This window comes from Methylopila capsulata, from assembly GCF_016907975.1.
In the GTDB taxonomy this organism is placed as follows: domain Bacteria; phylum Pseudomonadota; class Alphaproteobacteria; order Rhizobiales; family Methylopilaceae; genus Methylopila; species Methylopila capsulata.
This window is the reverse complement of sequence record NZ_JAFBCY010000001.1, coordinates 951,099-963,692: the sequence shown is the minus strand read 5'-3', so window position 1 is coordinate 963,692 and position 12,594 is coordinate 951,099. Positions and strand designations below refer to the sequence as shown.

The window sequence follows — 12,594 nt, the reverse complement described above, 5'->3', positions numbered from 1 at the left end:
GGTCAGGATCCCTCGTCGGACTTCGCAGGTCCGCAGATCGTCTTCAGCGCCGCGAAGGCGGCGGCGTCCAGCGCGGGCCTCGCGGGCGCGTCGCCCGCCGCGGCGTCGATCGCGCGGCGGCGCTCGGCCACCGCCGGATGAGACGAGAGATAGTCGAGCGCGGAACGGGCGTCGCGGTCTTTCTCGAGGTCGGCCCCGTCCTCCGACTTCGACTCGGCGACGAGCCGGTCCAGCATCGTGCCGAGCGCGCGCGGGTCCGCGCCGATCCTGCGCATCAGGCGGACCGCGTAGAGGTCGGCGTCGCTTTCCGCCGCGCGCGAATAGGACGCCTCGCTCAGCACCCGCGCCACGAAGATCGTCGCCGCGCCGCCGCTGAAGTCGCCGAGCACGAAGCCGAACAGGAACGACAGTCCGCTCGCCTGCAGCACGCGACGGGAGCCGTCGCGGTGCGCCACATGCGCGATCTCGTGCGCGAGCACGCCGGCGATCTCGTCCGGCGTCTCGGCTTCGCGGATCAGCCCGTCGAACAGGTAGATGTAGCCGCCCGGCAGGGCGAAGGCGTTGGGGATCGAACTGCGGACCGCCACGATCTTCAGGGGCACGGGCAGCGCCGCGGCGTCCGAGAGCGTCTTGGACAGCGCGTCGAGCGCCGCCTTGCCCGGCGCCTCGCCATCGCCGTCGCCGCATTCGAAGTCGCCGTCGCCGGTCGGCAGCAGGAAGCGGATCTGCGTGTCGAAGCCCGCGCCCATGCGCTGGTCGACGCTCCAGGGCAGCAGCGGCGCGATCCGGTCGGCCAGCGCCGGCAGGCCGTAGACCGCGAACAGGCCGGCGGAGACGGCGGCCGCGCAGCCCCAGAGCGCGACGCGCCGCCTGAGGCCGCGCTCGGCGCGCTCGCCGGCGGCGAGGCTCGGCGCGCGCGCCCGGATCGCGGCGGCTAAGCCTGCGTCCCGCACGTCCAGCCGGGCGAGGGCGTGCGCGGACTGCGACGACAGCCGCAGCGCGCCGGGCGGCCCCGCGATCTCGCGCAGCAGCGAGTACGGCCAAAGCTGCGGCGCGGCGCCGTCGCTCTCGCTCAGGCGAAGCCCTGTGTCCTCGAGCGCGACGAGCACCGACCGGCGTCGGCTGGTGGCGCCGTCGAAGTAGGAGGCGGGACCGCTGACCCCCATTCAGAAGCCGCCGAAGTCGAGCGCGTCGGCCACGCCCTCGCCGAAGGCGTTGGCGGGCGGCGCCGCGGACTGGGCGGCGGCGAGGTCCGCGAGCCCCAGGATCGCGACGCTCTCGAACGACTTCCGCCACAGCCCGCGCGCGCCGATGAGCTGCCAGAGCGCCGAGGCGCCCAGCGCGGCGCCGAGATAGAGCGCGAGCCCCAGCACGATGACGATGGGGCTCGGGGCGCGCTCGAAGTCGATGAGGTCGGCGAAGGCGCCGCTCGCGAACAGGGCGCCGCCCACGGCCGCGACGCCGAGGCCCAGAAGCAGCAGCGCGCCGAAGAAGACGATGTAGGTCTTCAGGAAGGCGAACAGGCCGAGATCGCACCGCGCCTGCGCCGCGCCTATTCGACAGGCGGTCGCCCACCAGCGGAACTCGATGGCGTTCAGCAGGGGGAAGGTGACGAAGAGCGTGAGGTAGAAGGTGATGGTGAAGAAGCCGGCCGCGGCGGCGGTCCGGCCCGCGGCCAGATCCTCCTGGGAGGCGGCGTAGTGCACGCCGAGGAAGGCCGCCGCCGAGCCGAGACCGACGACGACCGCGAACAGCCACAGCAGCACGCCCTTGCGGAACAGTTGGCCGCCCGTGCCGTCGAACGCGCCCTGCTGGTCGCCGTACCAGGTGTTGCGCATCTTGAAGCGCTCGAGGCTGGCGCGCATCCAGGGGTAGGCCAGTCCGAGCGTGACGACGGCTACGATCAGCCAGCCGAGGCTCCGTCCGGCGTAGGCCCAGCCCGAGCCGGTCTGCTGCAGCCGCACGCCGCGCCAGATCGTGCGCGTCAGCCGGTACCGCCGCGCCCGGTAGAGCGCGTACTGCGCCAGGATGACCACGAGGAGCGACACGCCCACCTGCACCAGCGGCCCGAAGGCGCCCGCCGCGATCCCGAGCAGCGCCGCCGCGCCGTAGAGCGGGATCAGCACGCCGAGCGCGATCAGAAACCCGACGAACAGCTCGAGCCCGCGTCCGGTGTATTCGAGCGCGTCGCCGTCGATCTCGACGTTGTTCCAGAGAAACCGGCGGATGTCGGTCTGGTACCAGAACCGGTAAACGCCGAGGGTGACGACGCTGAGGGCGAGACCCTTCAGGACGATCGGCGCCATCGCGCGCTTCGCGCCGTGAAACCGCGGGCGGACCGCGCCCCATTCGCCGTTCGCCCCGCCGTCCATGCCCGCTCTCCGCTTAGCCGACTCACAGTTCGGCGCATCCTTACCTTAGCCCGAACGCGGGCCCGCTCCGCCATCAGTCCATCGTCGGCCGGCCGCGCAGCGCCTTGACGTCGCCGCGCTTGGTCTTGCCTTCGATCCGGCGGACCTTGGAGGCCTTGGTCGGCCGCGTGGGACGCCGGGGCTTCGGTTTTTCCGCCGCCTCCCGCAGCAGCGCGGTCAGGCGTTCGATCGCTTCGGCGCGGTTGTCGCCCTGCGTGCGGTGCGACTGCGCCGTCAGCACGAGCACGCCGTCGTTGGTCAGCCGCGACCCCGCGAGCTTCATGAGGCGGATCGCCACGTCGTTCGGCAGCGAGCGCGAGCGGCGCACGTCGAAGCGCAGCTGCACCGCGGTCGAGACCTTGTTGACGTTCTGCCCGCCCGGGCCGGACGACCGCACGAAACTGAGTTCGACCTCGTTGTCGTCGATCGACAAATTTGATGTGATGGCGATCATGACTTTGAGAGCCGCTTCAGTTTTGGCGTGCGTCGTCCAGGAGGCGAACCCATGCGCGAGGGCGAAACCTGCGCCTCTCGCCGGGCGTCGGTCACGCTCCCCGACGCGCGGCGCCGACCGAAAGGCCAGCCTATGACCGAGCCGTACGCCTTGCGCAACGAGGACGAGCGTATCGCCGCGCTCGAGCGGCTGCGGATTCTGGATGCGCCGTCGCCGCCCGGCTTCGATCGCATCGTCGCGCTGGCCCGCGATCTGCTGCGCGCGCCCGTCGCGATCCTGACGATGATCGACCGCCAGCGCGCGTGGTTCAAGGCGAAGCGCGGCGTCGAGGGCGAGGGCGCGCCGCGGGAGCTCGCCTTCTGCAACCGCACCATCGAGGGCGCGGGGCTGCTCGTGGTCGAGGACCTCGCGAAGGACTCCCGCTTCTCCGACAACATCCTTGTGACGCGGCAGCCCTCGTTCCGGTTTTACGCCGGGGCCCCGCTGTCGCTGACGCCGAACGTCAATCTCGGCACGCTGTGCGTCATCGACGACAAGCCGCGCTCGCTCGACGCCGGCCAGCGCGAGACCCTGGCGCGCCTCGCGGAGCTCGCCTGCGACCAGCTGCGGCTGCACGAGATCAACGAGACGCTGAAGCAGGAGATCGCCGCGCGCCAGCGCCTGCAGGCGGAGCTGGAGGAGCAGGGCCGGGAGCTCGAGCGCCAGCGCGACGCGCTCCGCCACCTCGCCGAGCACGACACGCTGACCGGCGTCGCGAACCGCGCGCTGCTGCAGGGGCGGCTCGATCGGGCGGTCGCCACCGCAGAGGGGCGGATCGGCCTGCTGCTGATCGACCTCGACGACTTCAAGCGCCACAACGACCTTTACGGCCACGGCGTGGGCGACGCGCTGCTGCGGGCGGTGGCCCGGCGGTTGGAAAGCTGCACCCGGCCGGGCGATCTCGTGGCCCGCGTCGGCGGCGACGAGTTCGTGCTGCTCGCGCCGGGGATCGCGGACCGGGGCGACCTGCAGGCTCTCGGCGACCGGGTCGTCGCGGCGCTGTCGCGCGAGCCCGTGGTCGTCGGCGAGCTCGCGCTCGTCTGCCGCGCGAGCGTCGGCGCGTCGTTGTTCCCGGACGACGAAAGCGACGCCGACCGGCTGCTCGCGGTCGCCGACACCGCCATGTACCGCGCGAAGGCGGCCGGCAAGGGCCGCGCCGTCGCCCGTCCGGGGTGAGGCGGACGCTTCCGCGCCCGCCTCACCCCGTGCTCAGACCGGAGCGAACGAGATGAAGTCGCCGTAGCCCAGCTCGGGCGCTCCCTTGAGCGTGGCGAGCAGCACCGCCTGCCCGGAGCCGGACCCGTCGGCGTCGTAGAACAGCCGGCCAGTCTTGGTGCTGTAGATCAGGCGGTCGTCCGCCTCGGTCGCCACGCCCTTCAGGTTCGAGGCGAACTGGCCGGGATCGCTCAGCAGGTCGGCGTCGAAGGAGGCGCCGAACCCGATCTTGTCCTCGCCGACGACGAAGTCCGTGATCACGTCGCCCGCGTCCGACAGGGTCTCGAAGAGGAACACGTCGGCCCCGGCGCCGCCCGCCAGCCGGTCCTTGCCTTCGCCGCCCGAGAGGGTGTCGTCGCCGGCCTTGCCGCTGATGAGGTCCGCTCCGGCGCCGCCGACGAGCCGGTCGCCGCCGGCCCCGCCCGTGAGCGAATTGTCGAGGTCGTTGCCGATCACCTCCAGGCCGGAAGCCGACTGCACGACCGCCTTCTCGACGTTGTCCGCGAGCTCCAGGCTCACCGTCGTGTAGACGGCGTCGTAACCCTCGCCGTCGAGCTCGGTGACGACGTCGCTCGCGCTGTCGACGTAATAGACGTCGTCGCCCTCGCCCCCGACCATGGTGTCGCTTCCGCCGCGACCCTTGAGGATGTCGTTCCCGGCGAGGCCATAGAGCGTGTCGTCGCCCGCGCCGCCGATCAGCGTGTTGTCGAACGCGTTGCCGGTGGCGGTGCGGCCCGTCGCGCCCTCGATCACGATGCGCTCGACGTTGGCGGGAAGCGTGAAGTCGACGGTGGTCCGGATCGTGTCGAAGCCCTCGCCGCCCATCTCGGTCACGACGTCGCCGACGTTGTCGACGTAGTAGGTGTCGTCGCCGTCGCCGCCGATCATCTCGTGGACGCCGTCCCCGAACGCGCCGAGGGTGTCCGTGCCCCCGTCGACGATCTGCGGCAGCACGCCGGCAGGGCCGGAGCTCTGGATCAGCGTGTAGTCGCCGTTGCTGTAGCCGTAACTCGCGAACCGGATGTAGTAGGTCTCCCCCGCGACGACGCTGAATTCTTCGTAAAACTCGCTTGAGCCGAAGCTGGCGCCGGACTTGAACTCCTGGAGAGAGGCGAACGACGACGAGCCGTCCGGGGAGAGGAAGAGGTTATAGCCGAACGATGAGTTGAAACCTTCGGTCTCGAGAACGACCGTGCCCGTCGTAGACGCCGTGTAGACGAACCAGACGCTGTCGTCGGCGTCGTTATCCGCGTATTCGTCGCCGTCATAGGCGGACGGTTCGCCGACCTGGAGCGTCGCGTCGGCCGTCGTCCCGGTGAAGGAAAATCCGTCGCCGGCGATGACGATGGCATTCTCGATGTTGTCGTTGACAGGCTGCGCCATCGTCGTCCGCTCCTAGAGGCGTTTTCGTGCGCGCTATAAGACGGAGCTTCTCTGTACGAAAGTTTAACTGTGTAATGTTCGATCGAAAATCAAAGTTCGCCTGAACGCGCCAAGCAACGTGTGCCGGGGCGGGACGAACGGCGCGCCGTTCGCGAGCGTCGCGCCGGCGATTGCGCCGGGGCCGCCGCGCGGCTATCGCTCGCGACGCGGTCGGCTCTGCGCCGCCGGACTCCGCCTCAAGCCTCCGAGCGCCGCGCGTGACCGATTCTCCCGCCGAACCCTTCGCCGTCTCCACATCGCCCGGTTTCGCCGCCTGGCTCGCGCGCGCGAAGGTCAGCCTCGCGTTCTCCACCTACCAGGCGGGTAAGCTGCTGCTGCTGGGCGTGCGGCCGGACGGGCGGCTGTCGGTGTTCGAGCGGTCGTTCAAGCGCTCCATGGGAATCGCGGTGGCGCCCGGCGGCCGCAGTTTCGCGCTCGCGACCCACAATCAGATCCTGCGGTTCGACGACGTGCTGCCGCGCGGCCAGCGGAAGGACGGCCACGACGCCGTCTATGCGCCGCACGCCGGATGGATCACCGGCGCGTCCGACTCCCACGACGTCGGCTTCGGACCGCGGCTGCGGCCGATCTTCGTGAACACGCGCTTCTCCTGCCTCGCCGCGGTCTCGGATGGCCATTCGTTCAAGCCGGTGTGGCGGCCGCCCTTCGTCACGGCGCTGCAGCCGGAGGATCGCTGCCACCTGAACGGCCTCGCCATGCGCGGCGAAACGCCGGCCTACGTCACCATCGTCGGCCGCTCCGATGCGCCGCACGGCTGGCGCGAGATGCGCGGCGACGGCGGACTGGTGATGGACGTCGCGACCAGCAAGACGGTGGTCGAAGGGCTCTCGATGCCCCATTCGCCCCGGCTGGTCGACGGCAGGCTCTGGTTGCTGAATTCAGGCCGCGGCGAATTCGGCTTCGTGGACGTCGCCGCCCGCCGGTTCGAGCCGCTCGCCTTCTGTCCCGGCTACGCGCGCGGCTTGGCGATCGTCGGCCGTCACGCCGTGGTCGGCCTGTCGCTCGCCCGCGAGAACAAGACCTTCGGCGGGCTCGCGCTGGAGCAGGAGCTGGCGCAGCGGGGCGAGGAGCCCCGCTGCGGGTTGCTGGTGATCGACGTGAAGACCGGCGAGACGGTCGAATGGGTCCGCCTCGCCGGCCCGGTGCGGGAGCTCTACGACGTCGCCGCGCTGCCCGCCGTCGCGAACCCGTCGCTGGTCGGACTGTTCGGCGACGACGTCGATCACGTCGTCTCGATCGAAGGACGGTGAGGAGCTTCCAGCCCCTTCGCGCCGCCGCCCGCGGCGTCCTTTTTTAACGAGCAGGCTTGTTTAGACGAGCAGGCTCGTGTCCGTGATGTGGTCCGCCGTCAGTTCCGGCGCGCCGCGGAGCGTTGCGATCAGCACGCCCTTGCCGGCCCCCGAGCCGTCGGCGTCGAAGAACAGCCGGCCGTTGATCTCGCTGTAGACGAAGCGAGTGTCGGCGCCTGTCGCGATCCCGCTCGCGTTCGACTCGAACATGCTGGCGTCGAAGCCGGTGAGGCCGAAGCCCGCGAGGTCGATACCGATCTGATCCACGTCCGCCTGGAAGTCGGTGATGGTGTCGCGGGCGTCGTCGACCCCCGTGAACGCGAAGATGTCGCCGCCGGCGCCGCCGGTGAGCACGTCCTTGCCGGCGCCGCCGATCAGGATGTCGTCGCCGCCGCCGCCGTTGAGCCGGTCAGCGCCGCCGCCGCCCGAGAGCGTGTCCGCGCCGACGTCGCCGATCATGGCGTTGTCGGAGTCGTTGCCGGTGATCGCGAGGCCCGCGGAGCCGCGCGCGACGATCTTCTCGACATTGGCGCTCAGCGTGTAGTCCACGGACGTGTAGACCGAGTCGTAGCCTTCATCCGCCGCTTCGGTGACGACGTCGCCGGCGTCGTCGACGTAGTAGGCGTCGTCGCCGGCGCCGCCGACCATGGTGTCGTCGCCGCCGCGGCCCTTGAGGAGGTCATCGCCGTCGAGGCCATAGAGCGTGTCGCCGCCCTCGTCGCCGATCACGTTGTTGTCGAGCGCGTTGCCGGTGAGCGTGAGGCCGGTCGACCCGAGCGCCACAAGCCGCTCGACATTGGCGCCCAGCGTGTAGTCCATGGTCGTGTAGACCGAGTCGTAGCCTTCGTCCGCCGCTTCGGTGACAACGTCGCCGGCTTCCGAGACGTAGTAGGCGTCGTCGCCGGCGCCGCCGACCATGGTGTCGTCGCCGCCGCGGCCCTTGAGAATGTCGGCGCCGTCGAGCCCGTAGAGGGTGTCGCCGCCTGCGTCGCCGATCACGTTGTTGTCGAGCGCGTTGCCGGTGAGCGTGAGGCCGGTCGACCCGATCGCCACGATCCGCTCGACGTTGTCGGCCAGCGTGTAGTCGACCTCGGTCAGGACGCTGTCGAAGCCTTCGCCGTCGAGCTCGGTGATCACGTCGCTAGCGGTGTCGACGTAATAGGTGTCGTCGCCGAGCTCGCCGATCATGGTGTAGCCGCCGTCGAAATGCACGCCGAGGACGTCGGAGTCGGGGGTCCCGACCATCGAAGTCGCCACGCCCGCGGGGCCGGACGTTTGGTTCAACCAATAATCCCCAACGGCGAGATCAAAGCCCCAGACGCGCAGCCAGTAGGTTTCACCGGCGACGACGTCGAACGTGATCTCAGACGCTGAAGTAGTACCATCTATGTCATCGTTGACCACGATCCGAGCGAGCGACGCGAGCGACCCGCTGCCATCGGAGGAGCTGTTCGCGTTCAGTATGGTGTCCAACTGGTTTCCGGGCTCGGGGCTTTTAGTATCGAACGTTACCGTCCCGTCAGCCGATGCCGTGTAGACGAACCAGACGCTGGATACGCTGCCGTTACTTGTGGCCTCGTCCGGCTGCGTCGTGGAGTCGACGTTGGACCCGGAGACGGTGAAACCGTCGCCGGCAATGACGTAGGCGTTTTCGATGTTGTCGTTGACAGGCTGAGCCATGGGGGCGCTCGCTTATGGAGACGGAGAAAGCAGCGAAACGCTAGCTGAACGCCCAGGCCGGCGCCAGCCGAAACAGATCCAAGGTGTTCAAAAGATGAATTTCGGCGTCAGGCCGTCGGTCCAGCGGCCGGATCTCCCGCCTGACGACGCCGGGAGACCCGGCCGTCCCAGGTCCAAAGGCATGCCACATGTCAGCGCCGCTTCGGCCCCTGCCGCCGTCCGCCCGGCCGGTAGTTCGTCGTCATGTTGTCGGGCTTCACCGGCTTGAACTCGGTCTGTCCCAGCGGCGTCACGCGGTCCGTGCCCGGCCCCATGTCGTCGAGGCTGGGTCTCGCCACCCGAGACGACGGAGCCGGAAGGTTTTCGTCGAGGCTCGGCTTCGCCGCGCGGGATTTCGGCGGTTCGTTGCCGCTGCGGCCGTACTTGCGCTCGCCGGCGTAGCCGCCGGTCTGGCGGTCGATGTCCTGCTGGCGGGCGAGCGGGTCGTCAGCGAGCAGCAGCTCGGTCGCCTGCAGGCGCTTGATTTCGTCGCGCAGACGGGCTGCGGTCTCGAACTCCAGGTCGCCGGCGGCCTTGCGCATGCGCGCCTCGAGGTCGGCCAGCGTGGCCTTCATGTTGTGGCCGGCCTTGGGCGCGTCCTCGGCGAAGCCCTTGTCGACGGTGACGCGGTCGCGCTCGTACATCGAGTTCATGACATCGGAGATGTCGCGCTTGATGCTCTCCGGCGTGATGCCGTGCTCGGCGTTGTAGGCGAGCTGTTTCTCGCGGCGCCGGCCGGTCTCGGCCATGGCGCGCTGCATCGAGCCGGTCTCCTTGTCGGCGTAGAGGATCACCTTGCCGTCAACGTTGCGGGCGGCGCGGCCGATGGTCTGGATCAGCGAGGTCTCGGAGCGCAGGAAGCCCTCCTTGTCCGCGTCGAGGATCGCGACCAGCGCGCACTCGGGAATGTCCAGACCTTCGCGCAACAGGTTGATGCCGACGAGCGCGTCGAAGGCGCCGAGCCGCAGGTCGCGGATGATCTCGATGCGCTCCAGCGTGTCGATGTCGGAGTGCATGTAGCGCACCCGCACCCCGTGCTCGTGCAGGTACTCCGTCAGGTCCTCGGCCATCCGCTTGGTGAGCACCGTGATCAGCGAGCGGTAGCCCTTGGCCGCGACCTCCTTGACCTCGCCCAGCAGGTCGTCGACCTGGGAGCGGGCGGGGCGCACGTCGATCAGCGGGTCGACGAGGCCCGTGGGGCGGATGACCTGCTCGGAGAACACGCCGCCGGTCGCCTCCATCTCCCAGGCGCCGGGCGTCGCGGAGACGTGCACCGTCTGCGGGCGCATGGCGTCCCACTCCTCGAACCGCATGGGGCGGTTGTCCATGCAGGAGGGCAGCCGGAAGCCGTATTCGGCCAGCGTCGCCTTGCGACGGAAGTCGCCGCGGTACATGCCGCCGATCTGCGGGATGGTGACGTGGCTCTCGTCGGTGAAGACCAGCGCGTTGTCGGGCAGGTACTCGAACAGCGTGGGCGGCGGCTCGCCGGGCTTCCGCCCCGTCAGCCAGCGAGAGTAGTTCTCGATGCCGGCGCAGCTTCCCGTCGCTTCCATCATCTCGATGTCGAAGGTGCAGCGCTGCTCCAGCCGCTGCGCCTCCAGCAGCCGGCCCATCTTGGTGAGCTCGACCAGCCGGCCCTTCAGCTCGTCCTTGATGCCCTTGATCGCCTGGTTCAGCGTCGGCCGCGGCGTGACGTAATGCGAGTTCGCGTAGACCTTCACCGCCGCGAGGTCCTGGATCTTCGCGCCCGTCAGCGGGTCGAACTCCTGGATGCTCTCGATCTCGTCGCCGAACAGGCCGATGCGCCAGGCCCGGTCCTCGTAATGCGCGGGAAACACCTCGATCGTGTCGCCGCGCACCCGGAAGGTGCCGCGCACGAAGTTCACGTCGGCGCGCTTGTACTGCAGCGCCACCAGATCGGCCATCAGCTGCCGCTGGGAGACGGTCTCGCCCACCTTCAGCACGAAGGTCATCGAGGTGTAGGTCTCGACCGAGCCGATGCCGTAGATGCACGACACCGAGGCCACGATGATGACGTCGTCGCGCTCCAGCAGAGACCGCGTCGCGGAGTGCCGCATGCGGTCGATCTGCTCGTTGATCGACGATTCCTTCTCGATGTAGGTGTCCGAGCGCGGAACGTAGGCCTCCGGCTGGTAGTAGTCGTAGTAGGAGACGAAGTACTCCACGGCGTTGTCGGGGAAGAACGACTTGAACTCGCCGTAGAGCTGCGCCGCCAGCGTCTTGTTGGGCGCGAGGATCAGCGCCGGCCGCTGGGTCTCCTGAATGACCTGCGCCATCGTGAAGGTCTTGCCCGACCCCGTGACGCCCAGCAGCACCTGGTCGCGCTCCTGCCGGCGGATCCCGTCCACCAGCTCCGCGATCGCGGTCGGCTGGTCGCCCTTGGGCTCGAACGGGCTCGACAGCCGGAAGGTCTGGCCGCTCTCCAGCTTGTCCGGCCGGGGCGGGCGGTGCGGAACCCAGGGCTTGCCCTGCAGCTCGGGCCGCCCGTGCTGGATCAGGTTCTCGAGCGCCTGCACCGTGGCGGAGACCGAGCTCGCCGGGTCGAAGTCCGCCGGCAGCGCCGCGAGGTCCGTCTCCGGCGTCGCGCCGAAGCCGCGCGGGGCCTTCTGCGGGTCGGGCGTCCCCGCGGGGGTCGCGTCGCGCTTCTGCTTGCGCTTGCCCTTTTCGGGCGCGGCGCCGCTCCCTCTCCCCTTGCGGGGGCGGGTCGGGGAGGGGGGTGGTTCAGAACCGGGCTCGGCAACGCCTTCTGCGACGCTGCCCCCGCCCCTAGCCCCTCCCCGCACGGGGGAGGGGGACCGCATCTCCGCCGCCGGCCCCTCGCTCGCCGCCTGCTTCGTCGCCTCGTCCGCCGCGGCCCGCGCGGCGTCGGCGGCCTGGGGGCCGCGTCCGAGCGCGCGCAGCAGCGCGGCGTCGCCGGAGACGTCGGTCAGGTCGACGGGCGCCCCGGCGTCGAACTCAGCCTGAGGCTGCTCCGAAAAGCCGGGGGAGGGGCGGCGCGTGGGCTTTGGCATGGGGGCAATATGGAACGTCCTCCGCGGCATTGCGAGGGGAGAACGTGGCGAGAACGCCGCGCCCCCCGCAAACGCCGCGCCCCCGCCCCAGCTCGACCATTGGCGATCTGTTCAACAGACCACGCGTGGATAACCCTGAGACGCCCATCCCCTGAGGGTGGACGCAGGAGAAGCTCTCATGACGGACATGGCGCGGCGCGTGGTCGCCGAATTCTTCGGCACCTTCTGGCTCACCTTCGGCGGCTGCGGGGCGGCGGTGCTGGCCGCGGCTTACCCGGAACTCGGCATCGGCTTCCTCGGCGTCGCCTTCGCCTTCGGCCTCACGGTGCTCTCCATGGCCTACGCCGTCGGCCACATCTCGGGCGGGCACTTCAATCCGGCCGTGACGCTCGGCCTCTGGGCCGCGGGCCGCTGCGCCCCGAAGCACGTCGCGCCCTACATCGTGGCGCAGGTCGCGGGCGCGGTGATCGGCGCCGGCGCGCTCTACCTCATCGCCTCGGGCAAGGCCGGCTGGGTCCCCGGCGGCTTCGCCTCCAACGGCTACGGCGCCCAGAGCCCCGGCGGCTACGCGCTCGGCGCCTGCCTGGTGACGGAGCTGCTCGCCACCTTCTTCTTCCTGTTCATCATCCTCGGCGCGACCTCCAAGGGCGCAGCCACCGGCTTCGCCGGCATCCCGATCGGCCTCGGGCTGACGCTGATCCACCTCATCACCATCCCCGTCACCAACACCTCGGTGAACCCGGCCCGCAGCACCGGCCCGGCGCTGTTCGCCGGCGGGGAGCACATCGCCCAGCTCTGGCTGTTCTGGCTCGCCCCGATCGCCGGCGCGATCATCGCCGGCGTCCTCGCCCGCTGGCTCTACGCCGACGGCGGGATCGTGGACACCACGGTGGTGGAGGAACGCGGGGTGGCGTGAGCCCCCCGCGCTTCCGCCTGCGCGGAGGACATCCGCGCAGGCCTGTGGTCCCCGACGCGGGCCGCCGACTCAGGCC

The 12,594-nt window shown here is 70.1% G+C and carries 9 protein-coding genes; 3 read left to right on the top strand and 6 right to left on the bottom strand.

What is annotated here, in order from left to right; genetic code table 11:
* Nucleotides 1-2: 2 nt before the first annotated feature.
* From JOD31_RS04560 to arfB, 3 genes are all read right to left on the bottom strand, one after another.
* Nucleotides 3-1,166 carry a M48 family metallopeptidase gene (locus JOD31_RS04560; protein WP_204949087.1) on the bottom strand — a complete coding sequence of 388 codons (1,164 nt, stop codon included), beginning with the start codon at nt 1,164-1,166 and terminating at the stop codon, nt 3-5.
* A complete protein-coding gene (locus tag JOD31_RS04555) occupies nt 1,167-2,372 on the bottom strand; it encodes a DUF898 family protein (RefSeq protein WP_204949086.1) in 1,206 nt (401 codons plus the stop codon). It abuts the gene before it with no gap.
* Nucleotides 2,373-2,445: 73 nt separating this feature from the next.
* Nucleotides 2,446-2,865: an alternative ribosome rescue aminoacyl-tRNA hydrolase ArfB gene (gene arfB / locus JOD31_RS04550; RefSeq protein ID WP_204949085.1), complete on the bottom strand. Its 420-nt coding sequence runs from the start codon at nt 2,863-2,865 to the stop codon at nt 2,446-2,448.
* Between the two features lie 132 nt (nt 2,866-2,997).
* On the opposite strand from arfB, the gene JOD31_RS04545 reads away from it, so the two are divergent.
* Nucleotides 2,998-4,080, top strand: coding sequence for a sensor domain-containing diguanylate cyclase (locus JOD31_RS04545; protein WP_204949084.1), 1,083 nt, complete (start codon nt 2,998-3,000; stop codon nt 4,078-4,080).
* Between the two features lie 33 nt (nt 4,081-4,113).
* On the opposite strand, the gene JOD31_RS04540 is transcribed toward JOD31_RS04545, so the two are convergent.
* Complete coding sequence (locus JOD31_RS04540; protein ID WP_204949083.1) at nt 4,114-5,502, bottom strand: calcium-binding protein; 1,389 nt, start codon at nt 5,500-5,502, stop codon at nt 4,114-4,116.
* A gap of 257 nt (nt 5,503-5,759) precedes the next feature.
* On the opposite strand from JOD31_RS04540, the gene JOD31_RS04535 reads away from it, so the two are divergent.
* A complete protein-coding gene (locus JOD31_RS04535; RefSeq protein WP_204949082.1) occupies nt 5,760-6,812 on the top strand; it encodes a TIGR03032 family protein in 1,053 nt (350 codons plus the stop codon).
* A gap of 60 nt (nt 6,813-6,872) precedes the next feature.
* Here JOD31_RS04535 and JOD31_RS04530 read toward each other — a convergent pair whose 3' ends face one another.
* Nucleotides 6,873-8,531, bottom strand: a complete 1,659-nt coding sequence (locus JOD31_RS04530) for a calcium-binding protein (protein WP_204949081.1) — start codon at nt 8,529-8,531, stop codon at nt 6,873-6,875.
* 191 nt (nt 8,532-8,722) lie between these two features.
* A complete protein-coding gene (uvrB, locus tag JOD31_RS04525) occupies nt 8,723-11,602 on the bottom strand; it encodes an excinuclease ABC subunit UvrB (RefSeq protein WP_204949080.1) in 2,880 nt (959 codons plus the stop codon).
* 187 nt (nt 11,603-11,789) lie between these two features.
* Between uvrB and aqpZ the strand changes: the two genes are divergently transcribed.
* Nucleotides 11,790-12,518 carry an aquaporin Z gene (aqpZ, locus tag JOD31_RS04520; RefSeq protein ID WP_204949345.1) on the top strand — a complete coding sequence of 243 codons (729 nt, stop codon included), beginning with the start codon at nt 11,790-11,792 and terminating at the stop codon, nt 12,516-12,518.
* The last annotated feature ends 76 nt before the right edge of the window (nt 12,519-12,594 follow it).